The organism is Nocardia ignorata NBRC 108230, from assembly GCF_001612905.1.
Classification (GTDB): domain Bacteria; phylum Actinomycetota; class Actinomycetes; order Mycobacteriales; family Mycobacteriaceae; genus Nocardia; species Nocardia ignorata.
Genome location: NZ_BDBI01000009.1, coordinates 196,789 through 212,616 on the forward strand (window position 1 = coordinate 196,789; position 15,828 = coordinate 212,616).

Annotated in this window: 16 protein-coding genes; 5 read left to right on the forward strand and 11 right to left on the reverse strand. The window is 64.5% G+C overall.

The window, feature by feature from the left end; genetic code table 11:
- Nucleotides 1-9 precede the first annotated feature (9 nt).
- Nucleotides 10-1,278, reverse strand: a complete 1,269-nt coding sequence (locus tag NI2_RS08450; protein ID WP_084476163.1) for a saccharopine dehydrogenase family protein — start codon at nucleotides 1,276-1,278, stop codon at nucleotides 10-12.
- A gap of 915 nt (nucleotides 1,279-2,193) precedes the next feature.
- Here NI2_RS08450 and NI2_RS08455 point away from each other — a divergent pair.
- The 3 genes from NI2_RS08455 to NI2_RS08465 all read left to right on the forward strand — a co-directional run bounded on the left by NI2_RS08455 (nucleotide 2,194) and on the right by NI2_RS08465 (nucleotide 5,458).
- Nucleotides 2,194-3,198 carry an alpha/beta hydrolase family protein gene (locus NI2_RS08455; RefSeq protein WP_067488339.1) on the forward strand — a complete coding sequence of 335 codons (1,005 nt, stop codon included), beginning with the start codon at nucleotides 2,194-2,196 and terminating at the stop codon, nucleotides 3,196-3,198.
- 42 nt (nucleotides 3,199-3,240) lie between these two features.
- On the forward strand, nucleotides 3,241-4,470 hold the full coding sequence (locus tag NI2_RS08460; RefSeq protein WP_067488153.1) for a saccharopine dehydrogenase family protein: 1,230 nt from the start codon (nucleotides 3,241-3,243) through the stop codon (nucleotides 4,468-4,470).
- 115 nt (nucleotides 4,471-4,585) lie between these two features.
- Nucleotides 4,586-5,458 (forward strand): DNA-binding transcriptional regulator, encoded by an 873-nt coding sequence (locus NI2_RS08465; RefSeq protein ID WP_067488155.1) that lies wholly within the window; start codon nucleotides 4,586-4,588, stop codon nucleotides 5,456-5,458.
- A gap of 15 nt (nucleotides 5,459-5,473) precedes the next feature.
- Here the strand turns inward: NI2_RS08465 and NI2_RS08470 are convergent, their stop codons facing one another.
- The 7 genes from NI2_RS08470 to NI2_RS08505 form a co-directional block, all read right to left on the reverse strand.
- Nucleotides 5,474-5,926 carry a hypothetical protein gene (locus tag NI2_RS08470; protein WP_067488158.1) on the reverse strand — a complete coding sequence of 151 codons (453 nt, stop codon included), beginning with the start codon at nucleotides 5,924-5,926 and terminating at the stop codon, nucleotides 5,474-5,476.
- Nucleotides 5,926-7,452, reverse strand: coding sequence for a flavin-containing monooxygenase (locus NI2_RS08475; protein ID WP_084476165.1), 1,527 nt, complete (start codon nucleotides 7,450-7,452; stop codon nucleotides 5,926-5,928). The genes NI2_RS08470 and NI2_RS08475 overlap by 1 nt, the downstream gene beginning before the upstream one ends.
- A 65-nt stretch (nucleotides 7,453-7,517) precedes the next feature.
- Nucleotides 7,518-8,321 (reverse strand): alpha/beta fold hydrolase, encoded by an 804-nt coding sequence (locus NI2_RS08480; RefSeq protein ID WP_133734199.1) that lies wholly within the window; start codon nucleotides 8,319-8,321, stop codon nucleotides 7,518-7,520.
- A 704-nt stretch (nucleotides 8,322-9,025) separates the two neighbouring features.
- Nucleotides 9,026-9,466: a hypothetical protein gene (locus NI2_RS35040; protein WP_067488167.1), complete on the reverse strand. Its 441-nt coding sequence runs from the start codon at nucleotides 9,464-9,466 to the stop codon at nucleotides 9,026-9,028.
- Between the two features lie 376 nt (nucleotides 9,467-9,842).
- The gene (locus NI2_RS08495) at nucleotides 9,843-10,268 is read right to left on the reverse strand and encodes a hypothetical protein (RefSeq protein WP_067488169.1); all 426 of its coding nucleotides are present in this window, start codon (nucleotides 10,266-10,268) and stop codon (nucleotides 9,843-9,845) included.
- A 129-nt stretch (nucleotides 10,269-10,397) separates the two neighbouring features.
- The gene (locus tag NI2_RS08500; protein ID WP_067488171.1) at nucleotides 10,398-11,621 is read right to left on the reverse strand and encodes a globin domain-containing protein; all 1,224 of its coding nucleotides are present in this window, start codon (nucleotides 11,619-11,621) and stop codon (nucleotides 10,398-10,400) included.
- Between the two features lies 1 nt (nucleotide 11,622).
- The gene (locus NI2_RS08505) at nucleotides 11,623-12,096 is read right to left on the reverse strand and encodes an RrF2 family transcriptional regulator (protein WP_067488172.1); all 474 of its coding nucleotides are present in this window, start codon (nucleotides 12,094-12,096) and stop codon (nucleotides 11,623-11,625) included.
- 272 nt (nucleotides 12,097-12,368) lie between these two features.
- Here NI2_RS08505 and NI2_RS08510 point away from each other — a divergent pair, with 272 nt between their 5' ends.
- The gene (locus NI2_RS08510; protein WP_067488174.1) at nucleotides 12,369-12,701 is read left to right on the forward strand and encodes a cupin domain-containing protein; all 333 of its coding nucleotides are present in this window, start codon (nucleotides 12,369-12,371) and stop codon (nucleotides 12,699-12,701) included.
- A gap of 244 nt (nucleotides 12,702-12,945) precedes the next feature.
- Nucleotides 12,946-13,461, forward strand: a complete 516-nt coding sequence (locus NI2_RS08515; protein WP_067488176.1) for a ClbS/DfsB family four-helix bundle protein — start codon at nucleotides 12,946-12,948, stop codon at nucleotides 13,459-13,461.
- Nucleotides 13,462-13,668: 207 nt separating this feature from the next.
- Here NI2_RS08515 and NI2_RS08520 read toward each other — a convergent pair whose 3' ends face one another.
- The 3 genes from NI2_RS08520 to NI2_RS08530 form a co-directional block, all read right to left on the reverse strand.
- Complete coding sequence (locus NI2_RS08520) at nucleotides 13,669-14,580, reverse strand: universal stress protein (RefSeq protein ID WP_067488178.1); 912 nt, start codon at nucleotides 14,578-14,580, stop codon at nucleotides 13,669-13,671.
- A gap of 48 nt (nucleotides 14,581-14,628) precedes the next feature.
- Complete coding sequence (locus NI2_RS08525; RefSeq protein WP_067488180.1) at nucleotides 14,629-15,078, reverse strand: CBS domain-containing protein; 450 nt, start codon at nucleotides 15,076-15,078, stop codon at nucleotides 14,629-14,631.
- Between the two features lie 147 nt (nucleotides 15,079-15,225).
- Nucleotides 15,226-15,771, reverse strand: coding sequence for a zinc-binding dehydrogenase (locus NI2_RS08530; RefSeq protein WP_133734200.1), 546 nt, complete (start codon nucleotides 15,769-15,771; stop codon nucleotides 15,226-15,228).
- Between the last annotated feature and the right edge of the window lie 57 nt (nucleotides 15,772-15,828).

Consider the following 15,828-nt stretch of genomic DNA (forward strand, 5'->3'; position numbering starts at 1 on the left):
GCTCCTTGATCAGCGGATCGGGGATGAGCTGGCACGTCCCATGCGGCCGATTCGGTCTCGGGGCGTCGCTGCGGCCTGGTCGGGTGTGTGCTCGACGCCGAACAAACTCACAGCCGGGCTCATTCCGAGGCGGGTAGCGAGGTCGCCGAAGAAGCGGTCGGCGTCGATGATGGCTTCGGGTGGGTACACGCCGGGTTTTCGGGCTGTGCCGTCGATGAGCTGAGACAGTCCTAATGCCAGGGAAATTCCCGTGGCTCTGGCCCTGTCTGCGAGCAACCGCGCTGTTTCGCCGGTGTCGGCGAGGTAGGCGATGGTGGTGCGGTCGTGTGTGCCGGTGTGGCCGGTTGCTGCGGCGAAGAACGGCGGCAGTGTGCCGTGGGATGTGCGTGAGCTGATCCGGGTCAGCGACCGGAGTATCCGCGACAGGCTGGGTTTGGTGACTTCGTGCGCGGCGGACTCGTTGGTGAGTCTGCCGCTGTCGATGTCTGTGCGCAGCACTTTGAGGAAGGCCGCAGTTCCTGGTGTGACGACCATCAGGTTGGCTGCCTCACCGTGAGGAAACAGGGTGCGGTGCATAGTGATCGGTTCTGGGTGACCGACCGTGTAGGCATCGCCACCGCGACCGCCGGGTAGGTCCAGGGTCACTGCGCGCAATGGCGGCTCCTCGGCCAGCTCGCCATTGCGCACGACCGTGATGGTGCCGCTGATCTGTTGCATCCAATGAACCGCTGCGGCCTCTGCTATGCCGTCTGGTCCTGGCGGACCCACGGTTCCGGCAGATTCGGGAACGTCGACGGGCCAAGCCGTGTAGAGGTTGTCGACCCGTTGCAAGCCGCGTGTTGCGGTGAGCGCGAGCAGATTGCTGACACCTGGGCTTGCCCCGATCCCCACGATCGCGCACACGCCCGTGGCTTTGGCGGCATCGTGCAGATCGAGCATGCGCGTGGTGGGTTCACCATCGTCGCAGATGTCGAGGTAGTGAGTCCTGGTCAGGATCGCTGCCTGCAGCACCGTCGGCCCGAACCGGTGATAGGGGCCCACGGTGTTGAGCACGACGTCAGCGGTGTGCATGGCGCCGTTGAGTGCATCGGGGTCGGTGATGTCCACCCGCAGAGCGCGGACGACGACACCGCGCCCGGCGAGCTCGACAGCCAGTGCCCGGGCGGCTGCGAGATCCTGGTCGGCTACGACGATTTCAGTCACGGTCAGCAGTGTCGCTGCAGCTCGAACAGCGGCGGCTCCCATCGCCCCCGCTCCGCCTAATGCAAGAACACGCATACGATCGATCTCCCCAGCGTTAAACGTTCGTTCCCGATACGATCGACGCTATCATGATCGAATCGGGTTGGCTTCCCTGAGGAATGAACACGAGAGCCCACTGCGCTGACCACGAATGAGAACTGCCGCCGGGCAATCCGGCGGCGGCCGCCCAGCGCGAGTGATGGCAGCCAGGGAGGCGTGGTGACGGCATAGGAATGACGCCGCCTTTCATGACCCGGGCACGGCCGTCGCGCCGGAAGAAGTGCAGCTATTGGGCCTTTCGTTGTTGATGGCAGCCCCCGCGCTCAGGCTCGCCTGCTGGCGCCGGATGATCGCGGACGGTTTGATGTCATCGGAACTGCCAGCGTCGACTCGACTGCGCGAGCAGCGCCGCGACGAATGTCGCGTCCGCTTCGGCGCCGCGCTGATCGTCGGCGCGACCGTGGTGTTGATGCCGCCCCGCCGAGGTAGGTGGAGTTCTGGTTCGCCCCGGCAGTGGCGACGACCTCGCTGGCCCTGGTCACGCTGACATCTCGACACCGGCGGTCAGCTGCCCGTCTGCGGGCGCGATGCCATCGGTCCGGGGAGTCGCCGACTGTGCTCACCCGCCGGATGACATCGGCGTAGCTGTGAAACATCCGAGGTCAGGCATGTAGCAGCGTTTCGCGGTGCATCAATTGCGTCCAGCATGCGGCGAGGACGACCTGGGCCTGCGTGCCAGGCCCCGTTGACTGTTCCAGTGATGTATGTCGTCATCGGACCTGCGCGCCGCTCAGCCTGTCCGGCCACGGTGAGTCCGCATCCTCGTCTTGCTATTACATCGTCAACGTTCGTTGCTGCTACGATAGTTTTGTGATTTCCCACGGCTTGGAGCGCGGCAACTCGATCGACCCGGACACGGCCTACAGGCCGCGGCGTAGTTGGATGCGGCGATTGGTGATCGCAACCGGCTGTGTCATCGCCCTGCTGGGGTCCGCGGTCGTGTGGGTGTTCGTTGGCAACGACTTCGCTATCGAAGAGCAGCGCGTCACCATCCCCGGCTCCGTTCAGCCCTTGCATGCCACGCTGGTGTTGCCAAAGAACAAGAAGGGCCCCTACGGGCTGGTCGTATTCGTGCACGGCGACGGCCCCGCCGACGCCACCCGGGATTCGTTCTATCGCCCGATCTGGGAGTCCTTCGCGAGCGCTGGATATGCCTCGCTGTCCTGGGACAAACCTGGCGTCAATGAGGCGCCGGGCAACTGGCTGGACCAGAGCATGCATGACCGGGCGGTCGAAACCGAAGCCGCCATCGCTTGGGCACGCGGCCGCGACGACATCGACCCGCGCCGGCTCGGAATGTGGGGCATCAGCCAGGCGGGCTGGGTGATGCCCGAAGTCGCCTCCCGCCATCCAGACCTGCAGTTCATGATCCTGGTCGGCGCGGCGATCAACTGGCAGCGCCAAGGCGAATACAACACCGCGGCCGAACTACGACACCGCGACGCCCCCGCCGCCGATATCGACTCGGCCTATCGACGACGCAACGACACCCTCCGATTGCTCCGCGAGAACGCAACCTACGAGCAGTACATCGCCTCCGGAGTCGACTCCTCGCCCATGTCAGAGGATCGCTGGCGCTTCGTCGGCAAGAACTACCTCTCCGACGTGACCGCATTCCTACCGCAGGTCAAGATCCCCGTCCTCCTCGTCCTCGGCGAACAAGACCTCAACGTCGATGTCTCCGAGACTGCCCAGGTCTACGAAGACTTGGTGCCGCGCGACCTACTCACCATCGAGAAGTACCCCGACGCGTCCCACAACATCGTCAAGGCGGACCTCGACAACGACCAGGGACTGCGCACCGTCGCGGTCGCCCTCTTCGCCCCACGCGCACTGTACGCATCCGGATACCTCGACAACCTCCGTCGCTACGTCGAGCAACAGCCCGCCCGCTGATTCAACACAGGTCATGAGAAACCAACAGTTAGGAATTCGACGATGAGAGTCCTCGCCTTAGGTGGCCCTGGTGCGATGGGAGCGGTTGCGGTACACACAGCGCTCACGCTGCCGGGAGTCGAGGAGATCGTGATCGCCGACCGCGATCTCGGTGCCGCCCGACTGCTGGCGCGTCGACTGGCACGGTCCTCGGTGCCGGTACGAGCGATCGAAGTCGATGTCACTGACGACGTGACACTGAGCAAGGCGCTCGCCGAAGTCGATCTGGTCCTCAATGCTGTCGGCCCCTACTACCGCTTCGGCCTGACCGTGCTGAGGGCGGCAATCGAGACTCGAACCCATTATCTCGACATCTGCGATGACTGGGAACCGACACTGCAGATGCTCGAACTCGACAGTGCCGCAAGGGATCAGGGCGTGTGCGCCGTCGTCGGCATGGGCGCGAGCCCTGGAATCAGCAATCTGCTCGCGGTCACCGCCGCCGCCGAACTCGACACCGTGCAGAACCTGTACACCGCGTGGCCGGTCGATGTCGACGGGGCGGGTAATGACACCGAGGGCGATGACCTGTTCCTCGGACCGGACGGCAGCCCGACCGCTGCCTCGGTGCACTGGATGCAGCAATCCAGCGGGACGATCACCGCCGTTCGTGACGGGCGACTGGCCGACCACCGCCCACTGAGCCCAGTCACCCTCGCCCTGCCGGGCGGTCGGCGCGGTACCGCGTACACCGTCGGCCATCCGGAGCCGATCACCCTGCACCGCACCGTCAAACCTCGTGGCAGCGCAGTCAACTTGATGATTATCAAGCCGTGGACTGTGGCTTACCTAGACACCCTGCGCCGCGATATCGACAGCGGTAAACTCACCAACGAAACCGCTGCGATGGAAATGGCCCAGCCCAACGCATTCCGCGGCCTCCGGGCGATACCGACGGCCCTGCGAACCAAAGGGCCCGGCACGCTGCCGCCGTTCTTCGCTGCCGCCACCGGCACCAAACAGGGCCGCGACCACAGAGTCCTCGCGCACCTCGACTTGACCGGACCCAGCACGGATCCGGTTCGAAGCCTCCTCGGAGATATGGCTCGCGCAACCGGAATCCCGTTGGCGTTGGGCATGTCTCAGGTCATCGACGGCACCGCACGCACCCCGGGGGTTCAGGCCCCCGAAGCGGTCATCGATCCGCACCGGTTCTTCGACGATCTGAATAGTGTACTCGGCCGCGACGCCGGATCGCCGATCTACCTGGTCGAGCAGGAATCGATCGCGTAATCGGTCGTGCGCACGAAACCCGACTTCGTGCGCACGACCGACGATCGCAAAGTCCGCGAGAGTACGCTGAATGAACGAGTACAGTGCGGTGCTGTGCACGGAGACGAGGTGAGCGATGGACAACGGCAACGAAACCGAGATTTCCACCCGGGTCCTCGTCGAAAGCATGATCCGCGAGGACGCGACGATCGATGCCGGCGAACTGTACGACGTCGCCAATGCGCTCGGTATGAGTGATCAACAAGTTCGGCTGTGCATCAAACGTCTGAGCGCGGAAGGCCGGTTCACACAGGACGGTCGCGGACGCAAAGCAGTCCTGCGCGCCACCGAACTCACCCGCGCCACGATCGAACCCGATCTCGAATTCGTCCGGTACATGTACGACCAGGACCGCGGGCAGGTCTGCTGGGACGGGCGGTGGCATCTGACCGCGTTCGGCGTTCCGGAGTCCGCGAGACAGGCCCGCGATGCGATGCGCGATGCCATCGTGCGCCTAGGCGGTGTGCCGATCCAGGGCGGGCTCTACGTCTCGGCGAATCCATGGGAGGACCGGATACGGTCCACCGCGACAGAACTCGGTATCGTCGCCCACGTCACCATGCTGACCAGCTCCGATCTCGAGATCGGTGGTATCAGCGACCCTCGTGGCCTCGCCGAGCAGCTGTGGCCGCTGGAGCAGATCGCCGACGGCCATCGCCGCCTGCTCGATACCGCCGAACGCGTCCTGGTGCAATTGCGCACCGCGTCACACACCGAGCGCCTGACCAGCGCCGTCGCTCTGGCCGCCGAATTCACCCGTGCCATGGAACCGGATCCGCTGTTGCCACCCCAACTGCTTCCCCAGCCCTGGATCGGCACCGCCGCGCGGGCCATAGCCGCTGCGTGCTGGGCCGAGCTACTGAAATCGGAACCTACACAGCCCATTCGCTTGTTCCGCTGGTACGCCGACGTGATCAGCGGTGCCGCGGACCCGACACTACGCCGCTGACCACCCGAGCCGTTCCTACCGACGACGTACGTCGGCTTGCCATATTCGCAGGAGCGCCACAACGCTCACCGCCGTGGCGATGATGGTGAGGATGAACCAGAACCACAGCCACGCTGTGGGCAGTGGGACGAGTACGAAGATCGCGACCGGGTACATCACCGCTGCCCTACGCAGTCGCTGCTCGTCGGCCATCCGCTGACGCAGCTGTTGTGCAGCGGAGACTTCACCAGCGTCTGGTATCAGCTCGCTGACAATGATCCCGCGCCACACATGGAGATTCGCGGCGAAGGCTCCCACCAGGAACGTCAAACCCAACAGCTGCACCAATATCGGCGGTTCACCAGCGCCCGGGTACGAGAACGACAGGGTAATCACCCCCAGGACCACGGCGCTCACCGTCTCGATGAAGATCAGCCACCGGGCTGGCCGCAGTTCCTGCAGACGGCGACCAGCCGCACCGTTGTTCATCAGACCGGAGTCACTGCGTCCGCTCGGATCAGCTCGTAGGCCTGCGGATCGAATGCCGCGGTCTCGCGCCGATACCGCCAGGTATGGCCCGGCCAGATCGTCGTGACATTGCCCCGGTGGTCCTGGTACCAACTGACACAGCCTCCACTGGCCCAGACCGATGGCTCGAGCGACTGCTGCAACCCGGCGTTGTATGCCGCCTGGACGCCCACGCGTACGTCGACGGCGGCGACACCCTGGCTCCGCATCATCGTCAAACAACTGATCAGATAGGCGATCTGCGATTCGATCATGTAGATCAGGCTGGTGTGGCCGACTCCCGTATTCGGTCCCGCCATCAAGAACAGATTCGGAAAACCCGAGACCGTCGTGCCCTTGTATGCCTGCTGACCGTCGCGCCACGCCTCTTCCAGGCTCCGCTTGTCGGTGCCGAAGACGATGCGCTGGAACGGACTGTCAGTGACGTGAAATCCGGTGCCGAAGATCAGTACATCCACGTCGTGGATTTCGGCATTCGCGCCATTCGTTACCACGCGCCCGGGCTCGACCCGGTCGATCGGTTGGGTGACGATACTGACGTTAGGCTGCGTCAACGCGGGGTAGTAGTCGTCGGAGAGCAGTACACGTTTGCATCCGAAATCGTAGTCGGGAGTGAGCGCGGCACGCAGTATCGGATCCGACACCTGTTTCCGCAGATGCTCTTGGGCCTCACGTCGACCGATCTCGAGCCAGGTCTTGTTGCCCATCAGCCCCGGCACCGATAGTTCGCGCAGCCAGTACTCCCAGGCGCGCGAGATTCTGTCCAGCACCGGCAGCAGCCCGTTCAGCCGCTGCCGCCAGGCGGGAATCGCACGGTCGCGACGGGGCGTGATCCATGAGGGCGTCCGCTGGAACACCGTGACCTGCGCGGCCTGCCGTTGCAGATGTGGGATGAACTGCACAGCGCTGGCGCCGGTACCGACCACACCGACGCGAAGCCCCGCGAGGTCCAACTGGTGATTCCATCGCGCGGAATGAAACACAGGGCCACCGAATGATTCCAGACCTGACAACCTCGGGACGACGGGTTCGGACAAGGGCCCCTGGGCCATGATCAGAACGTTCGCGATCAGTGGCCCGGCGCTGGTCTGCACCTGCCACAGCTGGCGTTCGGTGTCCCAGTCTGCTCGCTCGAGAGCGCGATCGAAGTCGATATGCCGGCGCACGCCGAAGTCGTCGGCGCAATCGTTCAGGTAGTCGAGAATCTCTTGTTGTGGCGCGAACCGCCTGCTCCAGTCCGGCTTCTGCGCGAACGAATACGAATACAGCCGCGACGGTACGTCGCACGCGCAGCCGGGGTAGACGTTGTCGCGCCATGTGCCTCCGACCTCAGCGTCCCGTTCGATGACGAGCAAGTCGTCGAATCCGCTCTGCAACAACCCGATAGCAGTCCCGAGGCCGGAGAAGCCCGCGCCTACGATCAGAACTCCGACGTGGTTGGTCTCCGCCCTCCGGGGGCCTGTGGTTCGCGTGCTGTTCGGTGTCATTCGAATTCCTCACTAGTCATCTGCATTGAATCGTTCACATCTCGGGCTGTCGCGCCCTCATTGATCTATTGCAGGTCATCGATCCAATCTGTGAGCAGGCGCTTCACAAGATCTGGCTCATCGATCATCGGCACGTGGCCGACACCACCGATTTCGACCCAGCGGGCATCGGGAACCAAGGCGCGCCAGCCCATCCCATGCGGACGCAGCGGAATGATCAGGTCTTCTTCGGGCCATGCGATCAGAACCGGCGCGCCGAGCTCGCCATAGGACCGGGCCACCACCACGCCGGTGATGCGTTCGAAGATCGTCGCCGCGGCAGTTGCTTGCAACGAGGTGACAGCCGCTGCAGGACTGAGCTTGTCCGCTCGAAGTGCCACATCCCGAAATGCCTGCCGCCGTGCCCATTCGAACCGCATCATGAACGGAATCAGCCGATGGACTCGGCGGGTGAGCCACTGCTGGTTGGCGACCTTCCGGCTGATCGCCTCACCGTCCGCAGGAGTCCAGCCGCCGGCTGGGGAAATCGCGAAAACCGAACGCGCGCGCCCCCGCCGCGCCAACTCCATCGCCACCAGCCCTCCGAGGGAGTTCCCAGCGATATGCGCGGTGCCGAACCCTGCCCGATCCATCTCCACCTCTACCGCATCGACGAGATCGTCCAGCGTGACGACAACGGTGAGCGCGGGGTTGCCGATGTGCGCCAGCAAGTTCGGAGCCAATACGCGATGCCGCTCGACCAGCGACGGAAGCAACGGTTCCCAGACCCGCCACGACATCGTCGCGCCATGTAACAGCACAACGGGTTCGCCGTCGCCTCCGAGAAAGACCGGTGCATCCGCTGAGCGCTGCGACGTCCAGCTCAGCATCGAACAGTCCTGCCGCGACAGGCCGTCCAACCCCTGCCATCAAGACCGTCGTTGCCGCCAAGCTCCAGCGTGCCCTGCCCGCCGTGGTGATCACCCACGGACTCGACGCCAGCAAATTCCGGCGTCACGACCCACCGATACCAATCGCGCCGATCATCAACGCGGCCATCGCCCCCTTCGAAAATGGACCCACAGCTATATCTATCGTAGATCGTACTCTCGTTAATCATACGAACGATAATACTGTGATACTTAGTTCCTGAGGTGAGAGGTACGTCTCACCGAAGACTCGCCGCGCAGTCACCTGACAACTGCCAATAAGTAGGGGTTACTCGCCAGCTGAACGAAGTAGGAGCATCCGATGCACCTGTTTCCCGAGAAGTTCGACGCTCTCGTCATCGCCGCCGCTGTCGCGGCCGCCGCCGCGACGCCGTCCGAGGACGAGGTCCGCCGGTACACGGACCGCGTCCTCGGACCAAGGCCGCCGATATCGCTGGAGATCCGGTCCTGCGGGCTGAACACGATCGCGACTGGGCTGCGGTCCCGGCCGCCGAGCAGGCATTGGCGGTGGGCCGAGATGCCGAAGCGCGTGGCGCGATCGCCGCTGCGGCGGAACATTTCAAGTCAGCCCGGCAGGTAGGCGACGGCGTGCCGCGAGCGGCGCTGTGCCATGCGCAACTGGGCCGCTACCGTCAAGCGCTGCACTACTGCGAGCTTGCGGCCGCCGAGGGGTTCGCCGAGCGGAGGACCGCCTTGGCCACTACCCGCACCCTTGCTGCCGCGTCGACTTCGCGCAACGGCGTCGGGCACCGCGCTACACCCATGCCCAGACTGGGATCAACGGTGCCCGAGTCGATCCCGACGACTCCGAGGACCCGAACCGGGAGTCGATCTCGGCTTGCGCGCTTCGATTCTGCGGTCACCGCCGCACCCATGATCACGCAATACGCGGTGTCGACGAACCAGGCCACCCACGGTTTCATCAACCGGCCATCGACATCGACCTCTACCGCGGCGTCCACATGATCGGTTTCCCATGCCGCATTGCGGTACTGGCCAGCGCTGGGCCGCCTGAGGAACACATCGAAGTTGCGTCGCGACCGCTCACCTTCGCGCAGACCTGCGATGTCGCCGCGTGTCCTCACGGATCGCACGATGGATCGTCGACAGACTCGGTGCCGGTGCGCCGCCGTCGGGTTGACGTTGACGCATTTCGCGGTGGAGTGCAGAGGCATTCCCACGCCACTAGGCCAACCGAACGCGTAGCTGGGCGTCGATCCGGAACCGTTCGCTCTCCGGTGACGTCGAGGCAAGCGCGCTACCGACCATTCGATCACGACTCAGGTTGTGTCGGTGTGCTCGTATTTACTGACACGAAGTGACGATCCGGTACTGACAGTTCAATGACGAGTCCCAGACAGCAGTAACCTCGCTGCTTGCAGTCCGCGCCCACAGCAGCAGCGCCGACACGGAGTTGACCGTCGATAGTGGCTGCTTGTGTGCGTGGATCGCCAGAGTCCCCTACCCACCAAGGAGGAGGACGCCGGTTGCGAGGAGCGCAAGAACCTTCACGGTTTCCAACCCGACGTAGACGTGATGCGCGCGTGAACGGGGAGCATCTTCGCCGTCCAGGACACGATTGGACCGACGCGTCAGCCAAGGACGAACACCTGCCATCTGCACGATAAGCACCACGACCGCGGTCATCGCGGCAGCTACTGCCGCGGCCCGCGCACCGCCGACGATGACGGTGAGGACCAGTATTGCCGCCCAGGCAATCTCGACGCGGTTCAGGGCACCGAAGACAAGTCGCCCGATTCCTAGCCCTATTCGCACCGTCACGTCGGGTGCCCGGAATTTCAGCGGCGCCTCCAGGAACGAAATGGCCAACACCATTCCCAGCCATAGGAAGGTCACCGCGATCGCGACCGCGTGCATGGTTGTCATGTGGGTCCTTCCGATCTACGCGCCGAGACGGTGAGGGCTCCCCCCAACCGTGGTGGCACGCTGTCATTCAGGGAAATTCAGCTCGGTCGCACCCCGAGTCGAGGAGTCGGGGTGTGAGCGGCGCGCTGCTCACACCGGGGCAGCCGCCCAGCTGTCCGGCCCGAAGACCTCGTAGTGAATGTTCTCCGGTGCCACGTCCTTGGCGAGTAGTGCCTCGCGCATGCCGAGCATGAACGGCAGCGGACCACACAGGTACGCCCTGGTGCCTGGCGCGATGGTGATCTCACCGAGGTCGGCGCGGCCCTGCCGAAGGCTTCCTTCGGGGCGGCGGGCGCCGAGGTCCTCGTACCAGCGGTGCATGACCGCGAACGGCAAACGCTCGACCAGTTCGGTCAGTTCGGCACGGTGAGCGTGGTTGCTGGGTGAGCGGTCGGCGTGCAGCACCGAGATCGGACGCGAGTCATTGGTTTCGGCGAGATGGCTGAGCATGCCCATCATCGGCGTGCAGCCGATACCGGCGGAGACAAGGAGCAGTGGCGCGTCGTCGTCTTGGAGCACCAGGTCACCGAACGGTGTGGTCACGTTCAGCATGTCGCCTTCGAAGACGTTGTGGAACAGGAAGTTCGATACTTCGCCAGCCGGGATAACTGACCCGTCCGCCAGCGTCTGGGCGTCGACGCGCTTGACGGTAATGCGCCAGTCATCGCGCGAGGGTGCAGAGGACAGGCTGTACTGACGGATCTGCCGCGCACCATCCGGCAGATGCACACCCACCGACAGATACTGCCCCGGAGCAAACGACGGCAGGGGAGCACCGTCTACCGACGTGAGCACGAAGGAGACCGTGTCAGCCGACTCGTGGCGGCGGTCGCGGACACGCACCTGACGCCAGACATCGCCCACCGCGACACCTGCAGCCTGGTAGAGCCCGGCTTCCATCGAGATCAGTGTCTGCGCCATCAGCCAATACACTTCGTCCCAGGCGGCAGCGACCTCGGGGGTGAGGGCGTCACCGAGCACCTCGACGATGGCTTCGAACAGGTGCGTGTGCACGATCGCATACTGTGCGGGCTCGATTCCCAGCGACGCGTGCTTGTTGGCGATTCTGGACAGGATCAGATCGACACGGGCCTGATCGGGCTCCAACTGAAGAGCCGCGAAAGCGGCGATGGCCCCGGCGAGAGCCTTCTGCTGGCCGCCCTGTTTCTGGTTTCCGCGATTGAACAGGTCGCGTTCGAGTTCGGGATGGGCGGCAAACATCTTGCGGTAGAACAGCGTCGTGATGTCCTCGATGGCAGCACCGACCGCAGGCAGGGTGGCGCGGATCATCTCGGTCGCGGTGGGCGAGAGCATGTCATTCTCCGATTGTTGACGAAATGTGGGGGACTGCGCCGACCGGCGGAGGCAGGGCGAGCAGGACGGCTCGGGTGGGAGTCTGGGTGAGGTCGTCGATGGTGAGGGTGTCCAGCGACTCGAAGAACGCCTCCTGGGCGCGGCGCAACGCCGAGCGCAGCAAGCATCCCGAGCGCAGCGGGCAGGGATTGGCGCCGTCGCATTCGACCACTTCCGCCTCACCTTCGAGGCGCCGCGCGAGCCATCCCACCGAGGCGGTGTGACCGAGTTCGGTGATGGCCAGGCCACCCCCGCGTCCGCGTCGCGCGTCGACGATGCCGAGCTCGGAGAGCCGGGTGATCACCTTCGTGGCATGTGTGTAGGACACCGACAGCTCGTCGGCGATGCTTCGGCTTCCGGGGCGCTCACCATCGGCTGCCACAGCCAGGCGCATGACGATCCGCAGTCCGAGGTCGGTGAACCGGGTGAGCTGCATGACCAGACCGTACTTTAATTCGCAGATGCGATACTAGTTTTGTGACGGGTGTTACGCGCCGGCTCAATGTGTGCACGGGCCAAGTGATCCGGGGTGCTACCGGCCCCGCACCCCAACCCCTGAGCAAGGTTGCGGACACCACCTGCGGAGACGGTCGGAGAAGCGCTGGACTCGGTAGCGTGGTGGCGGTACCTCGAAGTGGTTGGGCTGCAGGTGAGCTTCGCCGGCGAGGATCGGTTTGAGCTGAAGACCCATGAGGAAGGTTGTGCACGATGGAGAAGATGTCCCTGACAGCCTTGGCGCGCCAGCAACTCGAGCTTGCCAGCGCCGCGTCGAGTGGCCGAAGCGCGCGCACGATTTACGGCGGTCATGAGCACGTTCTGCGCCAAACCTTGATCGCACTGGCGGCGGGACAACGTCTCGACGAGCACGAAAACCCGGGCGAGGCCACTGTTCAGGTCCTGCACGGACGGGTCCGGCTCACTGCCGGTCAGAACAACTGGGAAGGTCGTTCCGGAGACGTGTTGATCGTGCCCAACATGCGGCACTCGCTGGAGGCCCTCGACGCTGCGGCAGTGTTGTTAACCGTGGCGAAGCTGGGCTAGGGACCGAACGCATCCATCGTGGGCCAGCTCCGCGGCGTCTCGGCGCGGATGATGCGGGGCACCTCCTCCGACGATCGAATGCCTCGGCTGCGTGCTGGCGAGGCGATGGGTGCAATACGCACTTGGCAGGACATCGCCAGGCTTCGGCGTCGCGAGCTTGGTTACGGTGTGGTCTGGGTCAGGTCGAGTGTCGCTGACTGGCCTGCGACTCGACTGGTGTGGGTCCACGGAGGTGAGGAACTCAATGGCGGTGCCGAAGTCCAAGGCCGCGTTGCTCGATGCCATCGTCGACTGCTATCAGAAGCTGACTCTGGACCTCGGCCGCGTTGCGCCGCAACGGGCGCGGGAGTTGTCGTTGCCCGGGCATGCGGCGGGAACGATGATGAGCCCAGCTGACCTTGTTGCGTATCTGATCGGGTGGAACGAGCTGGTGCTGTCGTGGTTCGAGTTGCGCGCGCGGGGTATCGAACCAAGCTTTCCCACACCAGGATTCACCTGGACCCAACTCGGGGAACTCGCTCAGAAGTTCTATCGCGACCACGCCGCGGAGTCGTGGATAGATCTGCTGGCACGTTTCGCGGCGGCCGAAGAGCAGGTTGTCGCACTGGTCGGATCCATGAGCGACGACGAGCTGTACGGTGCGCCGTTCTATGGCAAGTACACTGCCGGCCGGATGATCCAGTTCAACACCTCCTCGCCTTACACCAACGCGCGCAAGCGTATTCGTGCATGGCTGCGCGAGCATCCAACCGTGCACTGATCAGGTTCGGCGGTCACCGCGACCGTCAGCCCGACACCCGGCAGGGACGGGGGTATCCGAGCACAAAGGGCCGAAACCGCAAGAGCGGCGCTGATACTGGCGATGGTGATCAGCCGATGCACTGCGGGTGATCAGCGGTTCGGTACTGACATCAGTTCGCCGGCTGCCAGCGCGGCCGTCGTGAACCGGCTTTCCAACTCTGCCGACTCACCCGGACCGAGGGTGAACGATCATGATCGGGCACTGGCCACATTGGATCAGAGCGTTGCTGGTGGAGCCGAGCTGCAGTCCGGGGAAGCCGCCGCGACCACGGTTGCCCACAACGACGAGCTGCGCCGATCTGGACCAGTCGATCAAATGATGGGATGGACCCGACAGGTAGACCTTCCGTTCGACGGCAATGTGCGGATACTTGTCGGTCCAGCCGGCCAGCTGCTCGGTGATCAGCTCGTGCGCGTCGGCTTGGGCGCTGCGGCTGTCGAGCAGGTCGGGTAGCCCAGCGAACCATCCGAACCGCAGGTCGCTCCAGCAGTGGACTACCACGAGTTCGGTGTGGCGTTCACAGGCTTCGGCGAACGCGGCTCCTACCGCAGCGTGGCTGGAGTCGCTGTCGTCGATTCCGACGACCACGGGCCCGGAGTCTCGGCTCGGCTGTTCGGGTTCGGAGCCGCGCACGACTACCACGAGGCCGTGTGCGTGGGCGGCGACGGCGAGCAGTGTGGAACCGAACAGGCCGCCTCCGCTGAGCCCCGCAGCGCCGAGAGTGATCAGGTGCGCGGTCGTGGATTCCTTGACCAGCACAGGGGCGGGGGTGCCGTCGACGGTTGCGGTTTCGATGACCAGCGCGGGATCGACGGCCTGGGCCAGCCGTCGCGCCGCGGCCAGGCAGTCGGCGCTGAAGTCGCGCATGGCCTCGGTGACCGAGGCCATCGGCAGTTCGTAAGGGTCGAGCAGGATGTGGGCGGCGGTCAGGTCGACAGCGTGGACGATTCGTAGGCGGCGATTGCGTGCGGCGGCTGTCTCGGCAGCCCATCGCACGGCCGGTGCGCCGACTTCGGAGCCGTCGATACCGACTACGACCGGAGCCTCTGTCGGCGGGTCGATGTGATGGGTGGTCATGACCTTGGTCCCTTCGACTGTTGGGCTGGCAGTGGTGCCCGGCAGGCCTCAGGATTCGCCGTTGGTGGTCGAGGGCAGGTGCTTGGCGCAGATGGCGTCGACGAATTCACCGACCGTGTGATCGGGTAGGCGACGGGCGAGGTCTGCTTCGGTGATGATGCCCACCAGTTTTCCCTGGTCGGTGACCGGTAGCCGCCGGATTTGGTGCTGTTCCATCACCGCCAGGGCATTCTCGATGTCGGCGCCGGTTTTGATGGTGATCAACTGCTCACCTTGGGCGAGTTCTCCGGCGGTGGTGGTCTTGGGGTTCTCGCCGTGGGCGATGACTTTGAGGACGATGTCGCGGTCGGTGACGATGCCGACCGGGTGTCCTTCGCCGTCGCAGATGGGTAGTGCACCGATGTCGAGTTGGTGCATCCGTCTGGCGGCGGTCTCCATCGTGTCGCGCACACTGATGAACGTGACGTCGGCGTGCATTACAGCGTCGGTCGTTGTCATGGGGCGCCTCCTGGATTCGGTGTTGTCCTCGGTTCCATCATTCGACCGGTGGCGGGTCGTCTACGAGGGCATATGGTCACCACGTCAGAGGAACTTCAGACAGTGGACGTTTCGGCCTGTGCAGACTCGCGACGAGGCCGATGCCGCTCATCTACGCGTCTCTCTGATCATCAGTACCGCCTTACCTGGCTGAATGCCTTGATTGATGCGATCGAGGGCTGCGGTGGTGTGCGCCCAGTCTTCGATCGAGCCGATATGTGGCGTCAGGGTTCCGGCCGCGGCCAGTTGGACCAGTTCCTCGAGGTCTTCCTTGGGATCGGTTTCGTCGTCGCTGTACACGAAGTGGGTGAATGAGAAGCCCTGTCCTGCGGTGAGGAAGGAGAAGAAGTCGAGCGAGATCGGTTCGCCGCTGGCTTGCCCGTACCAGACGACGTGGCCCCCTGGCGCGAGAGCGGCAACAGCGTGAGCGGCGGTGCGTCCGCCTACCGACTCGAAGACGACATCGAATCGACCACTCGGGGCGGCGGCACTGGCTGTGAATACGCGCCCCGGCGCCGAGTAGATGCCTCGACGGCTCGGTCTCGCGGACCATGGCATGGACCTCCGCGCCATGTGCGCGGGCCAACTGCACCAACAGATAACCGACACCACCGGAAGCGCCGGTGATGAGAACCCGCTGACCGTGGAGGTCACCTGCAACCCGAATCAGCCGCAGGGCAACCATGCCCGCCAGCGGCAATGCCGCCGCGG

Coding starts and splice junctions, on each gene's coding strand:
- NI2_RS08520 (WP_067488178.1), bottom strand. CDS start 14,580: ATGACCACCCATCACATCGACCCGCCGACAGAGGCTCCGGTCGTAGTC.
- NI2_RS08500 (WP_067488171.1), bottom strand. CDS start 11,621: ATGCTCTCGCCCACCGCGACCGAGATGATCCGCGCCACCCTGCCTGCG.
- NI2_RS08450 (WP_084476163.1), bottom strand. CDS start 1,278: ATGCGTGTTCTTGCATTAGGCGGAGCGGGGGCGATGGGAGCCGCCGCT.
- NI2_RS08460 (WP_067488153.1), top strand. CDS start 3,241: ATGAGAGTCCTCGCCTTAGGTGGCCCTGGTGCGATGGGAGCGGTTGCG.
- NI2_RS08470 (WP_067488158.1), bottom strand. CDS start 5,926: ATGAACAACGGTGCGGCTGGTCGCCGTCTGCAGGAACTGCGGCCAGCC.
- NI2_RS08510 (WP_067488174.1), top strand. CDS start 12,369: ATGGAGAAGATGTCCCTGACAGCCTTGGCGCGCCAGCAACTCGAGCTT.
- NI2_RS08480 (WP_133734199.1), bottom strand. CDS start 8,321: ATGCTGAGCTGGACGTCGCAGCGCTCAGCGGATGCACCGGTCTTTCTC.
- NI2_RS08515 (WP_067488176.1), top strand. CDS start 12,946: ATGGCGGTGCCGAAGTCCAAGGCCGCGTTGCTCGATGCCATCGTCGAC.
- NI2_RS08505 (WP_067488172.1), bottom strand. CDS start 12,096: ATGCAGCTCACCCGGTTCACCGACCTCGGACTGCGGATCGTCATGCGC.
- NI2_RS08525 (WP_067488180.1), bottom strand. CDS start 15,078: ATGACAACGACCGACGCTGTAATGCACGCCGACGTCACGTTCATCAGT.
- NI2_RS08465 (WP_067488155.1), top strand. CDS start 4,586: ATGGACAACGGCAACGAAACCGAGATTTCCACCCGGGTCCTCGTCGAA.
- NI2_RS08475 (WP_084476165.1), bottom strand. CDS start 7,452: ATGACACCGAACAGCACGCGAACCACAGGCCCCCGGAGGGCGGAGACC.
- NI2_RS08495 (WP_067488169.1), bottom strand. CDS start 10,268: ATGACAACCATGCACGCGGTCGCGATCGCGGTGACCTTCCTATGGCTG.